The 22057-nt window shown below is 54.7% G+C and carries 22 protein-coding genes; 10 read left to right on the top strand and 12 right to left on the bottom strand.

Annotated features, from left to right (window positions below; all coding sequences use genetic code 11):
• Position 1 precedes the first annotated feature (1 nt).
• The 6 genes from ATG98_RS05980 to ATG98_RS05955 all read right to left on the bottom strand — a co-directional run bounded on the left by ATG98_RS05980 (position 2) and on the right by ATG98_RS05955 (position 5295).
• Positions 2–787 carry a MotA/TolQ/ExbB proton channel family protein gene (locus ATG98_RS05980; protein WP_098422391.1) on the bottom strand — a complete coding sequence of 262 codons (786 nt, stop codon included), beginning with the start codon at positions 785–787 and terminating at the stop codon, positions 2–4.
• Positions 788–859: 72 nt separating this feature from the next.
• On the bottom strand, positions 860–1258 hold the full coding sequence (locus ATG98_RS05975; RefSeq protein WP_098419949.1) for a YkvA family protein: 399 nt from the start codon (positions 1256–1258) through the stop codon (positions 860–862).
• Positions 1259–1285: 27 nt separating this feature from the next.
• Positions 1286–2611, bottom strand: coding sequence for a DASH family cryptochrome (locus tag ATG98_RS05970; RefSeq protein ID WP_098422390.1), 1326 nt, complete (start codon positions 2609–2611; stop codon positions 1286–1288).
• A 118-nt stretch (positions 2612–2729) separates the two neighbouring features.
• The gene (locus ATG98_RS05965) at positions 2730–3479 is read right to left on the bottom strand and encodes an SDR family oxidoreductase (RefSeq protein ID WP_098422389.1); all 750 of its coding nucleotides are present in this window, start codon (positions 3477–3479) and stop codon (positions 2730–2732) included.
• A 32-nt stretch (positions 3480–3511) separates the two neighbouring features.
• A complete protein-coding gene (locus ATG98_RS05960) occupies positions 3512–4639 on the bottom strand; it encodes an alkene reductase (RefSeq protein WP_098422388.1) in 1128 nt (375 codons plus the stop codon).
• Between the two features lie 68 nt (positions 4640–4707).
• The gene (locus ATG98_RS05955; protein ID WP_098422387.1) at positions 4708–5295 is read right to left on the bottom strand and encodes a TetR/AcrR family transcriptional regulator; all 588 of its coding nucleotides are present in this window, start codon (positions 5293–5295) and stop codon (positions 4708–4710) included.
• Positions 5296–5409: 114 nt separating this feature from the next.
• Here ATG98_RS05955 and ATG98_RS05950 point away from each other — a divergent pair, with 114 nt between their 5' ends.
• On the top strand, positions 5410–6522 hold the full coding sequence (locus ATG98_RS05950) for an S-(hydroxymethyl)glutathione dehydrogenase/class III alcohol dehydrogenase (RefSeq protein ID WP_098422386.1): 1113 nt from the start codon (positions 5410–5412) through the stop codon (positions 6520–6522).
• Positions 6523–6642: 120 nt separating this feature from the next.
• On the opposite strand, the gene ATG98_RS05945 is transcribed toward ATG98_RS05950, so the two are convergent.
• From ATG98_RS05945 to ATG98_RS05935, 3 genes are all read right to left on the bottom strand, one after another.
• A complete protein-coding gene (locus ATG98_RS05945; RefSeq protein WP_098422385.1) occupies positions 6643–7689 on the bottom strand; it encodes a peptidoglycan -binding protein in 1047 nt (348 codons plus the stop codon).
• Positions 7686–8414 (bottom strand): MotA/TolQ/ExbB proton channel family protein, encoded by a 729-nt coding sequence (locus ATG98_RS05940; protein WP_018405328.1) that lies wholly within the window; start codon positions 8412–8414, stop codon positions 7686–7688. Before ATG98_RS05940 ends, ATG98_RS05945 begins: the two co-directional genes overlap by 4 nt.
• Before the next feature lie 139 nt (positions 8415–8553).
• Complete coding sequence (locus ATG98_RS05935; RefSeq protein ID WP_098419902.1) at positions 8554–9237, bottom strand: type 1 glutamine amidotransferase domain-containing protein; 684 nt, start codon at positions 9235–9237, stop codon at positions 8554–8556.
• 103 nt (positions 9238–9340) lie between these two features.
• Between ATG98_RS05935 and ATG98_RS05930 the strand changes: the two genes are divergently transcribed.
• Entirely contained in the window at positions 9341–10723 is a 1383-nt protein-coding gene (locus tag ATG98_RS05930; protein ID WP_098422384.1) for a ribonuclease J, read from the top strand.
• Positions 10724–10823: 100 nt separating this feature from the next.
• Positions 10824–11249 carry a hotdog fold thioesterase gene (locus ATG98_RS05925; protein ID WP_098419900.1) on the top strand — a complete coding sequence of 142 codons (426 nt, stop codon included), beginning with the start codon at positions 10824–10826 and terminating at the stop codon, positions 11247–11249.
• Positions 11250–11288: 39 nt separating this feature from the next.
• On the opposite strand, the gene ATG98_RS05920 is transcribed toward ATG98_RS05925, so the two are convergent.
• Positions 11289–11669, bottom strand: coding sequence for a rhodanese-like domain-containing protein (locus ATG98_RS05920; protein ID WP_098419899.1), 381 nt, complete (start codon positions 11667–11669; stop codon positions 11289–11291).
• A 206-nt stretch (positions 11670–11875) separates the two neighbouring features.
• Here ATG98_RS05920 and ATG98_RS05915 point away from each other — a divergent pair, with 206 nt between their 5' ends.
• The 7 genes from ATG98_RS05915 (at position 11876) to ATG98_RS05885 (ending at position 19660) form a co-directional block, all read left to right on the top strand.
• Positions 11876–12889: a DUF2235 domain-containing protein gene (locus ATG98_RS05915; protein ID WP_098419898.1), complete on the top strand. Its 1014-nt coding sequence runs from the start codon at positions 11876–11878 to the stop codon at positions 12887–12889.
• Positions 12890–12945: 56 nt separating this feature from the next.
• Positions 12946–14643 (top strand): methyl-accepting chemotaxis protein, encoded by a 1698-nt coding sequence (locus tag ATG98_RS05910; RefSeq protein WP_098422383.1) that lies wholly within the window; start codon positions 12946–12948, stop codon positions 14641–14643.
• Between the two features lie 29 nt (positions 14644–14672).
• A complete protein-coding gene (locus ATG98_RS05905; RefSeq protein WP_098422382.1) occupies positions 14673–15737 on the top strand; it encodes a TRAP transporter substrate-binding protein in 1065 nt (354 codons plus the stop codon).
• 138 nt (positions 15738–15875) lie between these two features.
• A complete protein-coding gene (gene potA / locus ATG98_RS05900; protein ID WP_098422381.1) occupies positions 15876–17012 on the top strand; it encodes a spermidine/putrescine ABC transporter ATP-binding protein PotA in 1137 nt (378 codons plus the stop codon).
• On the top strand, positions 16996–17856 hold the full coding sequence (potB, locus tag ATG98_RS05895; RefSeq protein WP_098419894.1) for a spermidine/putrescine ABC transporter permease PotB: 861 nt from the start codon (positions 16996–16998) through the stop codon (positions 17854–17856). Before potA ends, potB begins: the two co-directional genes overlap by 17 nt.
• Positions 17856–18623, top strand: a complete 768-nt coding sequence (potC, locus tag ATG98_RS05890) for a spermidine/putrescine ABC transporter permease PotC (protein ID WP_098422380.1) — start codon at positions 17856–17858, stop codon at positions 18621–18623. The genes potB and potC overlap by 1 nt, the downstream gene beginning before the upstream one ends.
• Positions 18620–19660: an extracellular solute-binding protein gene (locus ATG98_RS05885; protein ID WP_098419892.1), complete on the top strand. Its 1041-nt coding sequence runs from the start codon at positions 18620–18622 to the stop codon at positions 19658–19660. The genes potC and ATG98_RS05885 overlap by 4 nt, the downstream gene beginning before the upstream one ends.
• 644 nt (positions 19661–20304) lie before the next feature.
• On the opposite strand, the gene ATG98_RS05875 is transcribed toward ATG98_RS05885, so the two are convergent.
• Positions 20305–20748 carry a universal stress protein gene (locus ATG98_RS05875; RefSeq protein ID WP_098422379.1) on the bottom strand — a complete coding sequence of 148 codons (444 nt, stop codon included), beginning with the start codon at positions 20746–20748 and terminating at the stop codon, positions 20305–20307.
• 15 nt (positions 20749–20763) lie between these two features.
• Entirely contained in the window at positions 20764–22050 is a 1287-nt protein-coding gene (locus tag ATG98_RS05870) for a TRAP transporter large permease (RefSeq protein WP_098419890.1), read from the bottom strand.
• Positions 22051–22057 lie beyond the last annotated feature (7 nt).

Below are 22057 nucleotides of genomic sequence, written 5' to 3'. Positions count from 1 at the left end.
GTTAACTGTCTGCCGTGGCCGCGGTGGCTTCTTCAGATACCTTGTCGCGCTCTTTGGGAGACAGATAACTGGACAGCATCTGCTCGATAATTCGCGGGTTAACGCCTTCCTGAATAGCGCCCAGCGCGTCTATATAGAGCGACTGCATGCGGGCTTCCTGGGTCATTCGCAATGACAGTTTGTCGGCAATAGGTGAGGCAATCATGGTCGCCATCATGGCACCGTACAACGTGGTTAGAAGCGCAACCGCCATGGCAGGGCCAATGGATTTCGGGTCTTCCATATTGGACAGCATTTGCACCAGGCCAATCAGCGTGCCGATCATGCCCATGGCGGGACCAACGTCTGCGAAGGCAGTGAATACCCTGGCGCCGGAGCGGTTGTGCTCCAGGGTCATCAGTTGCTCTTTACTGAGCAGTTGTTTGATGGTGGCACCGTCTTGGCCGTCGACCAACATCTGAATGCCGTTACTAAGAAACGGCGAGCTTACCTCGCGCCCTTCCAGGCCCAGCACGCCTTGGCGCCGCGCCACATTAGCAATATCTACCAGCTCGTCGATGGCTGCGCGGGTTTCTGGAAGCTTAAATTTGAAGGCCCGGGCTGCGGCAGTAAATGCGCCCAAGAACTGCTGAAAACTGAATTTGGCCAAAACCACCAAAAGACTACCGCCAATAACAATCAGCAGCGCCGGGACGTTAAGAAACACGTCCGGTGACACGCCTAAAATAACCGCCGAGGCGATCAACATCATCGCTCCCACCAGGCCAATCAGAGTGGCAAAATCCACAGTAACTCCAAAATACTCAAGTTGTTGTTATCGAAAGAGCCGGTGTTACCGACCGTTTTTACGCGGGCCTTTTCAGTTCGTGTCTTGCAGTTCTTTCCATGCTGCATAACGGTGCAGGTCTGACTCCACCAGTTTCAGGCACAAGGCAACCACACCTACATCGTCTACGAAGCCGATGTACAGAATAAAGTCTGGAATCAGGTCCAGCGGGTTTAATACGTAAATCAATGCGCCAACAATGGCGGCGATGCTTTTCCACGGTATGCTGCGATAACGACCATTATAGTAGTCTCGCACCAATGAAAACATTAGTTTTATGTCGGTTGTGAACCGATCGAGCTTGCCACTGTTTTTGACCTTTTCCTCTACCGCTTGCTGCTTTTCTAACAGGCGTTGAATATCGGCTTGTTTGACCTTGTCAGACTCCGATTCCAGCTGCCTGCGGGCGGTGCGTTCACTGATAAATGCCATAGTGTGTCCCGGTTGAAGGCCGATGGGTCAGGGAAGCGGCCAGTCAGCCGCATCAACGGTGTGCAGCCCCACGGGCTGCTCGGCGTGGCCTTTCCAGCGCTCAACAAAGGTACCGTTGGGGTCATATTGCTGGGCTTGCTTGTCCAGATTGAACCGCCGCAGGCCGCGGGGATCGGCGCCCACGCCCGCCAGATACTGCCAGTTCCCGTAATTGCTGGCCACATCATAATCGATCAGTTGCTGTTCAAACCAGGCCGCGCCATAGCGCCAGTCCAGCTCGAGCTCGTTAATAAAACAGCTGGCGACCAGTTGGCGGCTTCGGTTGCTGATGTAACCGGTCTCCCGCAGCTGATTCATGGCCGCATTCACCAGCGGATAAGAGGTGTTGCCTTCGCACCAGGCTTTGAAACGGTGGCCATAAAAAGTCACAGACCGGCGCTTGCGCTGCACACCGTCACGGCGGAATAACTCAGACCCGTGCCGCAATGCATACCAGTAAAAATATTCACGCCAAAGAACTTCAAACCAGAGCCAGTAGGTGGATTCGTTACTGGTGTGTTGCTGCTCATACAGGCTGATGCTGTCTGCGACTTCGCGTGCTGACAGGCAACCATGGGCAAGCCAAGGCGAGAACTTGGAGGATGAATTCCAGTCGTCCAGCGCGTTGCGGGTCTCCTTGTAGGTGTCGATCGCGTGAGTGCCGGCTAAAAAATCCCGCAAGCGTGCCAGGCCGGCCTGTTCACCGCCACTGAACGCTGACGGCTGCGTGGGTTCCTGAATGGCAGGGCATTCACCGCGGTTATCGTCTGGCAAACCGGGTGCTGGAGGCAGCATTTTTACCGTTGGGATGCGCAACCGCGCAGGCCCTCTGTCGCCTTTCTTCTCGATCAGTTTGCGAAATTGGGAAAAGGTTGCCGGCAAATCCTGCAAGGGCATCGGCAGCAGGCTTTCGGTAAACAGGCCAAGAGTTTCGTATTGCGTGAACGTAATTTTCGGGAGTCTGTCCTGAAGCGTTTGCCACTGCACGGCTTCACGGGTACCGGGCTGGCGCGAACGCATAATTCGGCTGATGGCGTGGCTGTGGGCCAACGCAGGGATCACGGTTTCCGGATCGCCCCAAGCAATGTGCAGGCGCTGGCCCACAGCGCGCAGGCTGCGTTCCAGCCCAATCAGGCTTTGCCATAAAAAGCGCCAGCGGTGGTGGCCCATGGTTTTGCACTGCAACGGCCCGGGTTTGAACCATCGTGGTTCCACCACGTAAACGCACAGCAGCATGTCCGACTTGGACGCTGCCAGCAGGGCGGCGTTGTCGTGTAAGCGAAGATCTCGGGTAAACCAGTAAAGCGTGCGCAACGTAAATCCCTCATTAATCCCCTTGTGGTTATAACCTACGCTTCTGCGGGTTAAAAGGATTATCCACAGGGGCGTTGTGAGGGGTCGCGCCCGGAACTTTACCAGCTCGAAAGCGGGTTTACATCTCTTGAGCCGTAGGGCGCAGGATGATCTCGTTAATATCTACATCAAGGGGCTGCTCAATCGCATAGACAATGGCGCGGGCAACCGAATCGGCGTTGATCGCGACCTTGTAAAGATCTTCCGCTGCTTTCGCTGCACCGGGGTCGGTAATGGTGCTGGTCAACTCGGTGGCAATCGCACCCGGTGAGATGTTGGTGCTGCGAATTTCGTCACCGGCTTCCATGCGCAAGCCTTCAGACAGGGCTCTGACTGCGTATTTGGTCGCGCAATAAACGGCACCGCCCGGAAATACTTTGTGCCCGGCTATCGAGGACAAGTTGATCACGTGTCCGCTGTGTTGCTCGCGCATAATGGGCAGCACGGCCGCAATGCCATACAAAACGCCCTTAATGTTGACGTCGATCATCTGTTCCCACTCGTCTACCTTCAGGGCATCCAGCGGCGCTAGGGGCATAAGACCAGCGTTGTTAATCAGAACATCAATACGGCCAAATTTCTCTTTGGTTGCTGCAGCCAAGCTTTCGACCTGTTTGCGATCGGTAACATCGGTGACCTGCCACAAGACTTCTGTGCCCTTTGCTTCCAGCTCTTCGGCCAAAGACTTCAGGCGGTCTTCCCTACGGGCTGCCAGCACCAGTTTGGCACCACGGTTGGCCAGGTGGCGGGCGGTGGACTCGCCTAAACCGCTGCTGGCGCCTGTGATGATGACAATCTTGCCATTAATCGGATCGTTGGTGTTGCTCATAGTTTTCTCCTGTTTTGATCAGAAAATTCTAATCAGGCACTAATATCGAGTTCTTGCAGTGTGGGGTAATCGGTATAGCCGTGCTCATCGCCACCGTAGAAGGTGCTGTCATCCCAGCCGTTGAGCGGGGCATTCTGGCGGAAACGCTCGGGCAGGTCCGGGTTGGAAATAAACGGCCGACCGAAGGTAACCAGGTCGCAACGGCCTTCGCTAATGCGCGTGCGGGCTTCTTCAGCTGTATAGGCGCCGTTGGCGATGTAAGTGCCTTTGTATACAGCTCGAATTGCGTCGATGATGTCTTCTGGGCGACCGCTGGCGTGGTTGCCTTGGAATGAGTCTTCTACCACCTCAAGATAAGCGATTCCCAAGTCGTTCAGGTGTTTGGCAAAGGCCGTAAAGGTTTCGATGGGGTTGTCATCGTGCATGCCGTTAAAGCTGCCGGTCGGTCCAACACGAACGCCCACTTTGTCTTTGCCCCACACATCGATGACGGCTTCAATCACCATCAGCGGCAGGCGCAGGCGATTTTCCAAAGAACCACCGTATTCGTCGGTACGGTGGTTGCTGCCGCTCTTTATGAACTGCTCCAACAGGTAGCCATTAGCAGCGTGAACCTCAACACCGTCAAATCCTGCCTTTTGTGCGTTCAGGGCGCCCTGGCGGTACTGTTCGACAATACCGGCCATCTCGTGGGTTTCCAGAGCCCGGGGTTCAAGCACATCCACCATGCCAGAATCGGCACTGATATAGGTTTTGGCGCCTTCCGGTTTGATAGCGGAAGGTGCGACCGGTAGCTCGCCATCCGGCTGCAGTTCGGGGCGGGAGATGCGACCTACATGCCACAGCTGCATGTGGATACGGCCACCGGCAAGATGCACCGCGTCGGTAATGTTTTTCCAACCATCAACTTGCTCCGGGGAATGAATACCCGGTGTGAAAGCGTAACCCTTGCCCTGCGGTGATACCTGAGTGGCTTCACTCAGAATCAGTCCGGCACTGGCCCGCTGCTCGTAATAATGCACGTTCATGGCATTCGGAACATCGCCCGGTTGGCTTGAGCGTGAACGGGTTAGTGGAGACATCAGAACCCGGTTGGGCAGTGTCAGGTCACCCATAGTCAAGGGCTGAAACAGCGGATCATTCAGTTGTTGATTGCTCATAAAATATACTCTTGTCAGGTTAACTAATATTAATTAGACCAGTCTACTATCGAGTGCCCGAAAAAAAATCAGCCAATGCTAAGACACTGAGTGAAAAATACACGGACAAACCGTTCCATCGGCTTTGTCGATTTCACAACTTTGGATCTCAAAATCGCGCCTTCCCAGCCAGACAGCAAGACACTGGCAGCATCTGAAGGATCAATACCTGCACCAATGTCGCCGGCAGTTTGCGCTTCGGCAATGCAGCGTTCAAAACGTTTTTCCCAAGCGCAGAACACTTTGTCCAGTCGAACACGAAACATCTCGTTTTGCCCGGCGAGCTCCTGCCCTAAGTTGCCAATAAGACAACCGCGGGTGCATTCGGAACTCGTCATGTGGTCAAAGCCGGTATCAAAGTAGGTACGCAGGCGGTCAACGCAGGAACGGCTGTTGTCGTTGAGAATCTGGTCCAGCTTTTCATCGTATTCCTCGGCGAAGGTGTCAATGATCGCAAGGCCGAAGTCATTTTTACTGCTAAAATAGTGATAGAACGAACCTTTCGGCACGCCAGCAACCGTCAGGATGCCGTTGATGCCGGTCGCACCAAAGCCCTTTGTGCCGATAAGGTCAGCGCCGGTTTGAATAATAAGATTGCGTGTGTCGTTCGTTGTCATGGCGTCTATACTAGACCGGTCGTCTATAATCCGTCAAACTCCCAGTATCCGGAATAACCGTAACTCGTAAAGCCCAGATCTCTAACCTTAACTCTGCCTGCAAGGAGATATCCCGTGATTAAATCCCGTGCCGCGGTGGCTTTTGCTGCCAATCAGCCGTTGGAAATTGTAGAAGTGGATGTCGCACCGCCTCAGGAAGGCGAAGTTCTGGTGCGCATTGTGGCCACTGGTGTGTGTCATACCGATGCCTACACCCTGTCGGGCGCCGATCCTGAAGGCCTGTTCCCGACCATTCTGGGCCACGAAGGCGGCGGCATTGTTGAAGCCGTGGGCCCGGGTGTGAAAAATCTGGAAGTGGGCGATCATGTTATCCCGCTGTACACCGCCGAATGCGGCGAGTGCAAATTCTGTACATCTGGCAAGACCAACCTGTGTGGCGCTGTGCGCGCAACCCAGGGCAAAGGCGTGATGCCCGACGGCACCTCGCGCTTTAGCTACAAGGGTGAGCCTATTTACCACTATATGGGCTGCTCAACCTTCTCTGAATACACCGTGCTGCCGGAAATTTCGCTGGCAAAAATCCCCAAAGAAGCACCGTTGGAAAAAGTGTGCCTGCTGGGCTGTGGCGTAACCACTGGTATTGGCGCCGTGTTGAATACCGCCAAAGTAGAAGAGGGCGCCACGGTGGCGATTTTTGGTTTGGGCGGTATTGGCCTGGCCGCGATTATCGGCGCCAAAATGGCCAAAGCCGGGCGCATTATTGCTGTTGACATTAACCCCGAAAAATTCGACATCGCCAAGCAGTTGGGCGCCACCGATGTGGTCAATCCGAAAGATCATGACAAGCCTATTCAGGACGTGATCATCGAAATGACCGACGGCGGCGTGGACTATTCCTTTGAATGCGTGGGCAATGTGCAGCTAATGCGCGCTGCGCTGGAGTGTTGCCACAAGGGCTGGGGTGAATCCATCATCATCGGCGTGGCTGGCGCCGGCCAGGAAATCAGCACTCGCCCGTTCCAGCTGGTGACCGGCCGGGTCTGGAAAGGCTCTGCTTTTGGCGGTGTAAAAGGCCGTACCGAACTGCCGGGCTACGTGGCAAAAGCCGAGAGCGGCGACATTCCGCTAGACGTGTTTATTACCCACAACATGCCGCTGGAAGACATCAATAAAGCGTTTGATTTGATGCATGAAGGTAAGAGCATCAGGACAGTGATTCATTTTTAAGCTTCTTCTCAGGACCGGGACAGATCGGGGACAGACTTCAAGTCTGTCCCCAAGGCCAAAGGCGTAAGATCAAGACCGAGGACAGATTTAAAATCTGTCCCCGGTCAAGTCTGTCCCCGGTCATCGGTCGGTCAGCTTGATTTCGATACGCCGATTTTCCTGTAAGGCCTCTGGCGTGGTGCCATCCGCCACCGGAAAGAACTCACCAAAACCCGCCGCGACCATGCGGTTTTGCGGCACGCTCTGATCGGCCAGGTAGCGCACTACCGCGACAGCGCGTGCGGTTGAAAGCTCCCAGTTGGAAGGGAACTGCGGTGTATTGATGGGAATTCGATCGGTATGGCCATCAATGCGCAGAATCCACTCTAGGTCTGCGGGGATGGTTTCAACCACATCCAGCAGCACTCCGGCGAGCTTGTCGAGTTCGCGTTTGCCTTCTGCGCCGAGAAGGGCCGAACCGGAAGCGAACAGCAACTCGGATGGCAGCAGGAAGCGGTCGCCAACAATGCGGATGTTTTCATTGGCGGCCAGAATGTTTCTCAACCGGGCGAAAAATTCGGACTGGTACTGCTCCAGCTGGTTGATCCGTTCCGCCAGCAGTGTGTTCAGGCGTCGGCTGACACTTTCCAGCTCGTCTTCCTTATCCACGGTCATTTCTTTTTGCAGTCTAAGCGCAGTGGTTATCTGTCGTAGCTGGTTCTGCAGCGATGCAATCTGGTTGGATAGCCGCATGATCATATTTTGTTGACTGTTGGAAAGCTCATCCTTGTTATCCAGATCCTGGTTCATGCTCGCCAGGCTTTCAGCTCGGGCTTCGGCGTCGGCGGTTTGCCGCATTAATTGATCGCGGGAGGCTTCAAGCCGTTGCTGTAGGTCCTCGTTCTCGGCCAGGCTATCGCTGAAGCTGTTCTGTACCATGAGCATTTGCTGCTCCAGAGCGGCCGTGGTGTCCTGCTCCAGGCCCAATAACTGCGACAGTTCGCTTAGCCGCAGGTTCAGTTGAGCCAGTTCGGAGTTGCGGTCAGACAGCGTCTGCGACAGAAAAAGCTGGCTCACCACGTAAACCAGCAACATGAATATCACCAGCATCAGAAGGGCCGAGAGGGCGTCTACGTACCCTGGCCAGACGTTGGTAGTGCTTCTGCTTCGGCGTCTGGACCCAATCACGGCTGGCGTTCATTGCTGGTGAACGGGTCTAACAGGTTGGTAACGCCGGTCAGCCATTCTTCCAGCCCGTCGTAGAAGCGGTTTTGGGCATGGCCGGCCTGAATGTCAAGAAAACCGAGTATCAGGGAACCACCAAGACCAAACAGCGACGAGCTGAACGCGGTGCCCATACCCTGCAAGGGTGTTAGCAGTCCGGCCTGCAGGTCTGCAAACACCTTGCTAAAATCACCCTGGCCCATGTCCAGATTGGTAATCACCGCACCCACTGCATTGATGGTGCCCAACAAACCCCAGAAGGTGCCAAGAAGCCCCAGAAAAACCAGCAGGTTGATGAAGTAGCGGGTGATTTCACGTTGCTCATCCATGCGGGAATGAATGCCATCCAGAACTGTGCGCAGCGACATGGTAGAGAGTGTAAAACGGTCACGTTTGGAATCTTCGCCCAGCTGCCTGGCCAGCGGCTTGAGCAGGCGGGGTTCTTCCAGCACTGACAGGCCTGATTGGCCAGTGCGGAACTGGGAAATCCAGCGCAGCTCGGGAAACAATACGAACACCTGACGATAGGTGAGGCCGATGCCAACAATGAGTACGCAAAGAATCAACAGGTTGAAAACCCAGTTGGCCATAAAGGCGGTTATCAGCGGTTGGTGAATCAATACGCCGACGACGGCAACAATCGCCAGAAAAAACGTCATCCAGAAAAGGGTATGCTTTGGATTACTCATGAAAAAGTCACCCTGTTGAGAATTTCGTCAAAACGTTAGCACAGACTGGCGGATGTTAATGCTTAATTGGCGGGAAATTATGGGAGTGAGGGTTCCCCGGCGAGGCAAAATGCCAAGCCAGGGCTGGGCATTACGAGTTTTAGCCTTCGAGCAGGGTCTGTACCACAGCCTTGGCCGCGCCCTCGGAGGAAGCCGGGTTCTGGCCGGTGATCAGTTTGCCGTCAACGACTATGTAAGGTGCCCAGTCGTCGCCACAGCTGTAATCGCCAGCGTTTTCCTGAAGCATGTCTTCCACCAGGAAAGGCACCAGTTTGGTCAGCTGAACCGCTTCTTCTTCGGAATTGGAAAAGCCGGTGACTTTGCGGCCGCCGACGATATTCTGGTTGGGCTTCACTTCTACGTTTTTGAACACGCCAGGCGCATGGCATACTGCGCTGATGACTTTATCCTGCTCGTAGGCGCGTTTGATCAGCGCTATGGAATGCTTGTCGTTGGCCAGATCCCAAAGCGGGCCGTGGCCGCCGGGGTAAAAGATGGCGTCGTAATCGTTCATGTCCACGTCGGCAAGTTTGCGGGTGCTGGCCAGGGATTCTTTGCCGTGTGCATCTTCTGAAAAGCGTTTTGTGGTATCTGTTAAGGCGCCTTCGGCTTCGCTGGCCGGGTCGACCGGCGGTTTCCCGCCTTTGGGCGAGGCAATGGTTATATCAGCGCCGGCGCCTTTGAAGACATAGTAAGGCGCAGTGAACTCTTCCAGCCAGAAACCGGTTTTTTTGCCGGTGTCGCCAAGTTGATCGTGAGACGTCAAAACCATCAGGATCTTCATAAAAATCCACCCTTTTTAAGCAATAAGTAAGTTACGGTATGTTGTCCGTATACTAATAGATTGTGCCATAACGGCGAAAATTCAACCTGAGAGAGTTCTGATCATGACGCCGGATTCCAATGACCTGTGGTTTTTACCCCTTGGTGGCACCGGCGAGATTGGCATGAACCTGAATTTGTATGGCCACGATGGCCGCTGGCTGATGGTGGACTGCGGTGTAACCTTCCCAAAACCGGGCCGCCTGGCGGCAGACGGTACCATGCACCATCACGGCGAACCGCCGGTACAAATGGCAGACCCCGCTTTTATTGCTGATCGCCGCGAAATGCTCTGTGGTCTGGTGATTACCCACGCTCATGAAGACCACGTGGGCGCTGTGCCTTACCTTTGGCCCCTGTTGCAATGTCCGATTTACACCAACCGCTTTACCGCGGAAATTCTGCGCCGCAAGCTGGCGGAATTCGACATGCTGCACCGGGTTCCCATTGTGGTGATGGCAACCAATGACAGGCGTCAAATCGGCCCTTTTAATGTGCAGTGGCTGGCGCTGACCCATTCCATACCCGATCCCAACGCACTGATGATTCGCACGCCGGTGGGCAATATCTTCCATAGCGGCGACTGGAAGCTAGACGACCAACCACTGATTGGCCATGGCTACAGCAAACAGACATTTACGGATTTGGCGCTCGAGGGCGTAGCCGCCATGGTGTGTGATTCCACCAACGCGACGGTCAAGGGCCATTCGGTGTCTGAAGGTGCCCTGCACAAAGGTCTTTTAAAAGCGGTAAAAAGCGCAGAAGGGCGTGTGGTGGTGGCGTGTTTTGGCAGCAACATTGCCCGCCTGCACACCCTGGCGGCCGTTGCCCGCCAAACCGGGCGCTATATGGGGCTGCTGGGCCGCTCGCTGGTGAATATGAGTTCCGCCGCAAAAGCCGCAGGCCTGTGGCACAGTGCCGACGAGTTAATCAATCCTGCCCACCTGGGCTATTTGCCGCCGCACGAGGTATTGGTGGTGGCAACGGGTAGCCAGGGCGAGCCGCGCACGGCCTTGCGCCGTCTGGCTAATGGCAGTCACCCGGATGTTGAGCTGGAAGCGGGTGACACAGTGATTTTCAGCGCCCGTGCCATTCCCGGTAATGAGGAGTTGATCGCCGCGTTAATCGGCCAACTGCAGGGAATGGGGGTCAAGGTGATTACCGCCGAGCAGTGCGACTTGCCGATACACGCGTCTGGCCACCCGGCGCAGGAGGAGCTTGAAGCGATGTATCGCTGGGTTCAGCCCGCCGTTGCCATTCCGGTACACGGCGAAGAAGAACACATGGCGGTGCACGCACGGCTGGCAAAGCAAACCGGGGTGCCCAAAACCCTGGTGGGCCGCAACGGAGATCTGTTCATGATTCGCCCGGTGCCCGGCATGCGCCGTCAAATTACCGAAACAGGGCGGTTGGGCTGGCTCAAGCAGGCCTTGGTAAGGGTAGTTTGAGGGCGTTGGCGCTCGCAGTCTGGCTGTTCGCTTGCTATCTAGATAGACTAGTGCCAAATCCTGCAAGTCGCAAAATACTCACTCACACAAGGCGCGAACCATGGCGATATGGACTCGAATTCCGACCAAAGAAGACATCATCAAAAGCTGTCAGAATACCGCCGTTAGCCACATGGGTATCGAATTTCTGGAAGTGGGTGACAACTTCCTCAAGGGCCGCATGCCCGTCGACGAGCGCACAGTTCAGCCATTTGGCATTCTGCACGGCGGCGCATCGGTGTTGCTGGCCGAAACCTTGGGTAGCATGGCAGCTAACTGCTGCCTGCGTGATCCGGGTACCGTGGCAGTAGGGCTTGAAATCAATGCGAATCATCTGCGTCCCGCAACCAGCGGCTGGGTTTACGGCACTGCAACTGCCATTCATTTGGGCAGTACTACACAGGTCTGGGACATTGTGATTGAAGACGAAAACGGCAAAAAAACCTGCATTTCCCGCTTAACCATGGCGGTTACAAAGGCTCGCTAGGCCTGCTCATTATATCTTGCTATTGCCTACGCCCGGCTGTTAATCGAAGCTGGGCAGCTCCGGCTTCGCTTGGGGTTTGCTCGCTGCCTGCCAGGCCTCAAAGCCGCCTGCAATGATCTGAACGTGCATATAGCCCATCTCTTTCAGTGCTTTTGCCGCCAGCGCAGAGCGCCCGGAATTCTTGCAATACAGCACTATGTTCAGGCCACGATTTTCCAGAGTCGGGTCGTTGCTGAACTTGAACTCCAGCAAACCACGGGAAATATTCATGGCGTGGGGAATGTGGCTCTGGCGGTATTCATCGCCGTCGCGTACATCAATCAACAGGTCCGCTTTTAGAATCGCTTCATCGGCATCGGCCAGTGGCGTTTCCTGAATGTGTAATTTGGCCTCGGCGACCAGGTCGTGAACGGTTTTCATGGTAAATACTCGCTCTGGAATAAGGTTATTCTTAAGTTGAATAATTAGACAGTATGCCATTGTTAATCATTAACTCAAAGTGTACCCGGATCCGCCGCGGCGCTCCTGCGACAGCGCAAATAGGTGCGACCGTCACAAAACGCTTTGGTCGGGTATGACTATACTAAATAACCGACATAAGCCCTGTGGCTAACGAGGACAGCACTATGGCCAAACGGATCGTTATTTGCGCAGACGGTACCTGGAACAGGCCTGAAGAAGACTTGCAGCGGGATTTTCCAACCAACGTTTTGCGGTTGGCCAGAGCGATAACGCCTATCGCAGCGGACGGCCTGCCACAGCAGGTGTTTTATGACTGGGGCATAGGTTCGTATCACAACGCACTGATTGGCGGGGTAACGGGCCAGGGCCTGCACAAGAACATTCTGGATGGCTATCGCTACCTGGTTCAGAACTACGCACCGGGTGACGAAATTTATTTGTTCGGTTTCAGTCGCGGGGCTTACACCGTGCGGGCGCTGTGCGGGTTGATTAACAACTGTGGCATTCTCAAACGGGTAGACGCAGCGCGCATTCAGCAGGGATTTGAACACTACAAAAAGTCAGGAAAAGACTACGCACCTGAAGGCGCGCAGTCTTTGGCTTTTCGCGCAGCGCACAGCCATCCGTCCCGTCAGGTTCGTTTTGTTGGCGTGTGGGATACGGTTGGTGCCCTGGGTGTGCCTTTTTCTCTGATGGGCCTGTTTGACAGCAAAGACGAATTCTACGACACCAAACTGGGTAGTAACGTGAGTTTTGCCCGCCACGCGCTGGCCATTGACGAGCGCCGTGAAGACTTTGAACCGACGCTTTGGTTGCCGCGGCCTAAGCTGGACTTGCAACAGGTATGGTTTGCCGGCTCCCACAGCGATATTGGCGGTGGTTACGGGCCAGATGACAAGGGCTTGTGTGCCGCGGACTCGCCGCTTGAATGGATGTTAAAGGAAGCAGAGGCCACGGGCCTGGGGGTGGAAAACCACCTGGTTGAAGCGCTCAAACCGGGCGCCGGCGCCAAGCTGCATAATTCGCGACGTCATGTGTTCCGTTTTGCCCGGCCATTAATTCGGCCTTTGCAGGTGCCAGACATCAAAACCCGACTTCACGAGTCGGTTGGCGAACGCTGGCGGCAAGATTCGGATTACCGGCCGCCAAACCTGAAAACAGTTGGCTTTGCAGGCTAAGCCATTTAATGTAATTATAAAACAAATAACCGTTTTTAATGAAAGGATGCATTTTAATGGGCCTGCTAAGCCGCCTTCGTGTTCGCACGCGTCTCTTACTTATCGCTCTGATTCCTGTTCTGCTCACTGCGGCAGCCATCAGTTTCATCACCTTTGAACAGCTCCGTAGCAACGAACAAAGCCAACTTGCGCAGCTGGAGCAGCTGGGAGAGAGCCTGCTTGAGTCCCGAAAAGACGGGCTAAAAACGCTGGTAGATGTAGCCAAGATTGTAGCTCTGGAGGCTAAAAACAACCCTTTACTGAGTGAGCGTGAGGCCAAGGAGGCGGTCGCAAACCGGCTGAGGGCCATTCGTTTTGACAGCAATAACTATATTTACGCCTACGAGCGCACCGGCCCTGGCCAGTTTAGAAACCTTGCTTATGCCCCTGACCCAAGTAAAGAAGGTGTTGTGTCTAGCCCGAGCACCATTAGTCTTGTGCGGTCTTTGTTTGATTCGACCAACGGCGATGGTTTTCATGGCTATGACTGGCTAAATTCGGCCAGTGGCGAGGAAGAACCGAAAATTTCCTATACCACTACCATTCCCGACTGGGGCTGGATGATCGGCGCTGGAGTCTATACCACTGATATCGACCGGCAGCTGGCTGTTGTAAAAACCGACACCGACGCCAAGCTGGCCGAGGCTCTTGGGTTTATTGCCATGGCTGCCGCCGTGATTGTTTTGCTGGCGGTGTTCATTGGTGTGTTTGTGGGGCGCACGGTGACCGGGCCATTGAAGACTGTAAGTGACCTGATGGAAGACATCGCCAACGGCGATGGAGATCTGCGCAAGCGTCTGCCCGCCGAGGGCGACGACGAGCTGGCGGAACTGGGGCGCCGGTTTAATGCCTTTGTGATCAAAATCCAGGACACCATTCGCCAGGTATCGACCACCACCGATCAGGTGGCGTCAGCTGCCGAAGAGCTAAGCAGCGTGGCCAACGAAACCCGCGCATCGGTTCAGCGGCAGGGTTCGGAAACCGATCAGATTGCATCGGCGATCCATGAAATGGTGGCGACTATCCAGCAGATTTCCGGCAACGCCAACGATGTTGAAAGTTCCGCATCCGATGCCGATCGCATGGCTCGGGAAGGCGGTAAGACCATCGCTTCCGCGCAGCAAGCCGTGCATCAGCTTTCTGATGAAATCCAGGCCAGTGCCACCACTATTAACTCACTCGCGGAACGCTCAGACAATATTCAGCAGATACTGGATGTGATTCATGCGGTGACCGACCAGACCAACCTGTTGGCGCTGAACGCGGCGATTGAAGCAGCTCGGGCGGGTGAACACGGCCGCGGCTTTTCGGTAGTCGCTGACGAAGTGCGCCAGCTGGCCCGGCGCAGTGCCGAATCGGCGGACCAGATTCGCGAGATGATTGACGGATTCGTGACCGAATCCCGTGCCGCCGCCGAGCGTATGAACCAGTCGCGGGAGCGTTCGGCTGAAACCATCGAGCGTATCAGCCATGCTGCTCAGGCTTTAGCCACCATTGAAACCTCGGTTGGGCAGATACACGATCAGATCACCCAGATTGCCACCGCGTCCGAGCAACAAAGCCAGGTTGCCGAAGAGATAAACCAAAACGTGGTGCGTATTGTCGATGCGGCTCAGCAAAGCGATACTGGGGTTGGTCAGACCCATGAGGCTAGCCACGAACTGGCGAGATTGAGTGAATCTTTGCGACATTTGATCGGAAACTTCAAAATTTAAACGCAACTACAAAAAAAGGTGACATAAAAATGCGCAAACTGATCGTGGCCTCTTTGGCCCTGGCCGCTACCCTGGCCACATCCTCAGCACTGGCTGAGGAAACTTATAGCCTGCGACTGGCGGAAACATGGGGCCCCAACTCGCCCATATTGGGGGAAACCACCAAACACATGGCAGAGATGGCGGAAACCATGTCGGGAGGCCGCCTCCAGATCCGCATCGATTCGTCGAACAAGCACAAAGCGCCTTTTGGCATTTTTGACCTGGTGCGCAACGGCCAATACGACATGGGCCACACGGCCTCTTATTACTACAAGGGCAGCATTCCTAACGCCATGTACTTCACCACCGTGCCGTTTGGCATGATAGCGCCAGAGCAATACGCCTGGTTCTATCACGGTGGCGGTATGGAGCTGGCCGAGAAGGTTTACCAGCCTTTTGGCCTGCTGTCGTTTCCTGGTGGCAACACCGGCAACCAGATGGGCGGCTGGTTTCGTGAGGAAATCACCTCACTGGATGACCTAAAGGGCATCAAGATGCGCACCCCGGGGTTTGCTGGTGAAGTGATGGCTGAACTCGGTGTGGCGGTGACCAACATTCCACCGGGCGAGCTCTACAGCGCTCTTGAACGAGGCACGATTGACGCCCTTGAATGGGTAGGCCCGGCTCTGGATTTGCAGATGGGCTTTCACCAGATTGCCAAATACTATTATTCCGGCTGGCAGGAACCCGGCGCTGAGGTCCAATTTCTGATTAACGAGAAAACCTGGAACAAGCTGCCAGAAGACCTGCAGGAAATTCTGCGTGTGGCCATGCGCACTGCGGCCTATGATATGTACATCCAGAGCACCCATGAAAGCGGTGTGGCCTGGAGCCGTATGCAGCAGGACTACCCGGACGTAACCCACAAAATTTTCCCGCCAGAAGTAATCAGCGCTCTGCGCGACGTCACCAAAAGACTGTTGCAAGAGGCCAGCGACGCAGACCCGCTGGCAAAAGAAATCATTACCTCCCAGCAGGAGTACCTGAAGCAGGTGCGCCAGTGGACTAACATTTCTGACAAGGCGTATCTGAACTCGGTTGCTAACGAATAAACAGGCGGAACACCAGGATTTGGTAGAGTCAAAAACTGGTTAAAAAGAATGCAACTGCGGGCGTTGTGGATTATCCTCACGCCCCTTTTGTTTTTTGCGTTTACCCACGGTGACACCGTTTCGATTTAGGCTGGTTTGATGGAAAAAACGTTACTTTCGCTGAGCACAATCAGCAAACAGTTCGACGGTAAAACCGTACTGGATTCGCTCACGCTGGATATTTTTGACGGTGAGTTCATCACCCTGCTAGGCCCCTCCGGTTGCGGCAAAACCACCCTGTTGAGAATGATGGCGGGGTTTGAGCTTCCCGATAACGGCACCGTTACCCTCGCCGGAGTCGACATTACCGACCAGCCTCCCGAACAGCGCCCCCTTAATACCGTATTCCAGAGTTACGCTCTTTTTCCTCATATGTCAGTGTATGACAACGTAGCCTATGGTTTGAAAATGGAAAAGCGTCCAACGGCGGAAATCCGCGAACGGGTAGCAGAAGTTTTGGCGATGGTGCAGCTGGAAGATTTCGTCAGCCGTAAGCCGCACCAGCTGTCTGGCGGCCAGCAGCAACGGGTAGCGATCGCCCGCGCGGTGGTAAAGCGGCCAAAAATGCTGTTGCTGGACGAACCCTTGTCCGCACTGGATTACAAACTGCGCCGCACCATGCAGGTAGAACTCAAGCGCCTGCAGCGTGAACTGGGCATTACCTTTGTGTTCGTGACCCATGATCAGGAAGAAGCGCTGTCTATGTCAGACCGCATTGCGGTGCTAAAAGACGGCTATATTCAACAGCTGGGCACACCGCGGGAAGTTTACGAACGCCCTGCCAACTTGTTTACCGCGCGCTTTGTGGGGCAGACCAATTTTTTTCCGGGACAGGTCACCAGCATTAGCGATCGCGAGATCAGCGTGGATGTGTTCGGCCTGAAGCGGGTACTGAACAAGCCTTCATTCCGTGTCACCCTGAACCAGTCACTCCACGTACTGCTGCGCCCGGAAGACATCCGCGTGCTGGCGCCAGACGACAGCGAAGGCGTGGCTGGCGAGATCGTCGAACGCAATTACAAAGGCAGTACGCTGGATTCGGTGATTGAACTGGAAGACGGCAGCCAGGTGATGGCCAGCGAATTTTTTGATGAAGACGACCCTACCTTCGATTACAACATTGGCGAGAAGGTGCGGGTTAGCTGGGTAGACGGCTGGGAATGGCTGTTGGCCGAAGAACAAGACCAACCGCTGACCGACGAAGAGGAGCAGGCCGCCGATGATGCTGAGCATTAGGCAACAGCCTTTTAAAACCGCTGTTCTGGTGCTGGTGTGGGGTTGGCTGCTGTTTCTGGTTCTGGCGCCCAACCTGCTGGTGGTGGGTGCCAGTGTGATGACCCGCGACCCGTCCACATTTATCGCCTTGCCACTGAACCTGGATGCTTACCGCCAGTTGTTCAATCCGCTGTATCTGGACGTGTTTTTACACTCCTTGTGGATGGCGACATTGACCACAGCGATATGCCTGCTGATTGGCTATCCGTTTGCCTGGGCGCTGTCCAAAGTGCAGAAACGCCGGCAGATGCTGCTGATATTTTTATTGATCATACCCTTCTGGACCAATTCGCTGGTGCGGATTTACGCTCTGAAGCTGATTCTGGCCGCCAACGGCCTGCTGAACAGCGCTCTGCTGTGGCTGGGCTGGATTTCTGAACCCTTGCAAATGCTGTACACCCAGGGCGCGGTGATTGTTGGACTGGTGTATCTGCTGCTACCGTTTATGATTTTGCCTCTGTACGCGGTGTTTGATGATTTACGTCAGGACGTGCTGCTGGCTTCCCACGATCTTGGCGCAGGGCGCTTTGCCACTTTCACAAATGTGATTATTCCGCTCACCCTGCCGGGTGTTTTGGCTGGCGTTATGCTGGTGTTGCTGCCGGCCATGGGGCTGTTTTTTGTGCCTGACATACTCGGTGGCTCGCGCAACCTGCTGGTGGGCAACGTGATCAAAAACCAGTTTCTGGACGCCCGCAACTGGCCCTTTGGTGCTGCCGCCAGCATCGTGCTTACCCTGACCATGGCGCTGTTGATGTTTGCCCACCGCCTGAGCAAACAGCGCCTCGGCGAGGAGAGTTCCTGATGGGCTGGCTACCGCGGACCTACCTGGCGCTGGTCTACCTTCTGTTGTACATCCCCATCGCCGTGTTGGTGGTGTTCTCGTTTAACGATTCACGCACCGGCTATAGCTGGGGCGGGCTTAGCCTGCGCTGGTACGAATCGCTGTTTAACAACCACGCAATGATGAAAGCCTTGGGTAACTCGCTGTTCCTGGCGCTCACAGCCGCGACCGTGTCTACCCTGATTGGCGCGTTGACGGCGCTGGCGCTGCATCGCTATCGTTTCCGCGGTAAAAAAGCGCTGAAAGGCATGTTGTTTGTGGTGATGATGTCTCCCGAAATCGTACTGGCAATATCCTTGCTGGGCCTGTTTTTGCTGGCGGGTATCCAGCTGGGCTATGTGTCGTTACTGCTGGCCCACGTCACCTTCTGTTTGCCGTTCGTGGTGATTACCGTAATGGCAAGGCTCAGCGGATTTGATGAACGCTTGCCGGAAGCTGCACGTGATTTAGGCGCCAGCGACTTTACCATGACTCGTACCGTGCTGATTCCGGTGATTATGCCGGCGTTGCTGGCAGGTTGGCTGCTGGGTTTTACACTGTCCATGGATGACGTGGTGGTCAGCACGTTTGTTAGCGGACCCAGTTACGAAATATTGCCCCTGCGCATCTACTCCATGGTGCGTGTAGGCCTGAAACCTGAAGTGAACGCTTTAGGCACTTTGTTGCTGGTGTTTTCACTGGTGATGCTGTTGTTGTCGCAATGGATATTGACGAGGAATAAACAATGAAAAAACTGGCACTGGCGGGAATACTGACGGCTGGCCTTGTGGGCTGTAGCTCGGAAGAGCCCAAGGTACTGAACCTGTACAACTGGTCTGAATACATGCCTCAGGAAGTGATGACCCGCTTCGAGGAAGAAACCGGTATACAGGTGGTATACACCACCTATGACAGCAACGAGGCCATGTACGCCCGTTTGAAATTGCTGGACGACAGCGCCGCCTACGATCTGGCTGTGCCGTCTACCTACTTCGTGAGCAAAATGCGCAACGAAGGCCTGTTGATGCCGATTGATCGCAGCAAGATTGAAGGCTTTGACCAGCTGGATCCGGAGCTGATCAATCTGGATATCGATAAGGGCAATGAATACAGCGTGCCCTACATGTGGGGCACCACCGGGTTGGGCGTAGACACCGCGACCATTAACGGTGAGCCCGTCACCGCCTGGGCTGATTTGTGGGAAGAGCGTTTTAGCGGCCGCGTCATTCTGACCAACGACATGCGCGAGGTGTTTCACGTGGCGCTGCGGGTGTTGGGCTACTCCGGTAACAGCACCGACCCGCAGCAGATTAAAGAGGCCTATGAAAAGCTCACCGAACTGATGCCTTCGGTAAGAACCTTCAACTCCGATGCCCCGCGCATGCCGTTTCTGGAAGGCGAAGTGGACATAGGCATGATCTGGAACGGTGAAGCGGTGATGGGCAAAGAAGTCCTGGAATCGCTGGAATACGTGTATCCGGAAGAAGGCATTATCGTGTGGCTCGACAGCTTCGTCATTCCGAAGAATGCGAAGAACCCAGATGCCGCCCACAAATTCATCAGCTTTGTGCTGCGCCCGGAAATTGCTGCCCTGATCAGTACAGATATTGGCTATGCCACACCGGTGCTGCCTGCCCGTGAGCTGCTAGACGATACGGTTGCCAACGATCGCGCCAGCTACCCCACGGCGGCAGACATGGTGAACGCTGAATTCCAGACCGACATTGGCGATGAAGCAATGCAGGTTTACGCCAAGTATTGGGAAAAATTGAAGTCGGGTCGTTAATCCGACCTGTTGTGAAAGTAGCTGCCCGGCGTGCCAATGATCTACACTCATAAGATCATCATAGCCTTAAGGCAGCTTATTTCGATGTTTCTGGCGCCCCTTCGTCTAACACTCCCGTGCCTCATTGTTGCTGCCCTGTTTTGGTTGGCGATAGGTTCTTCAGTTGCCTCTGCTGCCAGTCAACCGGTCACCGAAGGCTGGGAATATCGCTGGGGCGACTCCCCGATAGACACCAACGGTGTCCCTACATGGACAGAAACGTCCGCCCTGAATCAGTAATCTGCCATCGATTTCCTCTCAAACCCACCCGACCGGAATGGTCTTAACAACGTGTAGTACCGAGTAACACTGCCGGCCGGCGACTGGCAGATTTACCAGTTTGGTGAGTTCGGTGCAGAGGTATCTTATATTCTAAAAAATCTCTGATCGTGGCAGGAATGTGTGCATCATTGGTTTGTTGCAGCTGGAAATACCAGAGGACCCTTCTGCCAACACAACCGAATACGGCATTGCCCATCTTTACTTTTCAATGGACCAGATTATCCAGAAAAGCTGATGGGGCTGGCCGATAAGGCGCTTTATCGAGCAAAACGAAACGGCCGCAACCGCGTGGAGGTGTCTTCCAGCGGTTGAGGTTGGGCCAGTCAGACTACCAGCACCGGGCACTTGGCGTGGCTGGTAACCCGGTGCGACACGCTGCCCAGAAACATGCCGTCTTTGTCGCTATGGGTGCCGCGGGTGCCCACCACAATCAGGTCGGCTTCTTTGTCCTGGGCGAACTGTACGATCACTTTGGACGGCCGCCCGCTTTTGACAAAACCGCGGACATGAGTGGCGTTCTGCTCCTTGGCATGTTCTTTGGCGTGATTTACAACCTCCTTGGCGTACTCTGAAAGCACCTTGTCGGGGATGTCCATGCTGTCAGGACGATTGATCGACAACGATGCCTCAAACAGGCTGTGGTGCTTGTACACGCACAATAAAAAAATTTCGACGTCAGGAATCAGCCTTTGCAAGCTGATGGCGTTGTCCAGCGCGTTCATTGAGTTTTTTGAACCATCGATGGCGACTAATATGCGTTTGAACATTCCGTTGTCTCCTGATTAGGCCGGAAAGGCCAGGTCGCGCAAGAACAGTGCAATCTGCGGGAACGCGATAATCAATCCGGCAGCGGTGATAAGCATCACAATGAACGGCGGTGTGCCGCGAATCACATCCATATAAGGCCGCTTGAAAATGGCGATGGCGGTAAATATGTCGCAGCCAAATGGCGGTGTGGCAGAGCCGATGGCCACCTGCAGGGTGATCAGTACACCCACCAGTACCGGGTCTAGCCCGGTGGCTTGAATGGCCGGCGCAAATATCGGCGTCAGCACCAGAATCACCACAATCGGGTCCACAAACATGCAGGCGATAAAAAACGCGACACAGATGGTAACCAGTACGCCAACCGGACCGGCCTCATTAATGCCTACAGATTCCAGAATGGCCTGAGGGATCTGTGCAAACGACAGGATCCATGAAAAGCCGTTACCCACGGCCACCAGAATAAACACCACGGCGGTGATCAGACCTGTGGATTTGGCAATGCGGTAAATATCCGGGAGTTTCAGCGAACGGAAAATCAGAAATTCCAGCAAGAAGGCATACAACACGCATACCGCGGCTGCTTCGGTGGGGCTGAAAATACCGCCGTAAATACCACCCACAATAATAACCGGGAAAAATAGCGGCCACAGGGCTTCCCGCACGGCGCGTCCGCGTTCGCCCCAGGTAGCCTTGGGTTCGGTGGGCACGTTGTTCTTATAGGCGTAGAACAGGCAGTAAAGCGAAAACATGAACAGAATCATGATGCCCGGGCCAATACCGGCAATAAACAATTCGGCAATGGAGGTTTGCGAGACAACCCCATAAATAATCATGCCAATGCTGGGGGGGATCAAAAACGCAATATCACTGGCGTTAATAATCAGCGCCAGGGTAAAGGAATCGGAATAACCCGCCTTCAACATTTTCGGCCGCAGCGGTGAACCCACCGCCACCACGGTGGCCTGGGTAGAGCCCGACACCGCGCCGAACAGGGTGCAAGAGGTGGCCGCGCTAATAGCCAGCCCGCCTTTGATGTGGCCAATAAACGCCATCACCATATTGATCAGGCGATCAGCAGACTGGCCACGAGTCATAATGTCCGCTGCCAAAATGAACATCGGCACCGCAATCAGCGACGCGGGGCGAATGCCGCCCATCATCTGCTGAATAAAAGTGCCCATCTGGCTGAAGCCGTCGAACATCATTACAAAGCCGACAACAGCAGCGGTTGTTAGCGGGATCATCATCGGGAAGCCCATTAGCAGGAGCCCGATCATAATGACCATCAGTATTGTTGCCATGATTCTT

Origin of the sequence: Marinobacter sp. LV10R520-4, assembly GCF_002563815.1 — a bacterium.
Lineage (GTDB): Bacteria > Pseudomonadota > Gammaproteobacteria > Pseudomonadales > Oleiphilaceae > Marinobacter.
This window is presented reverse-complemented; position numbering and strand designations above follow the sequence as displayed.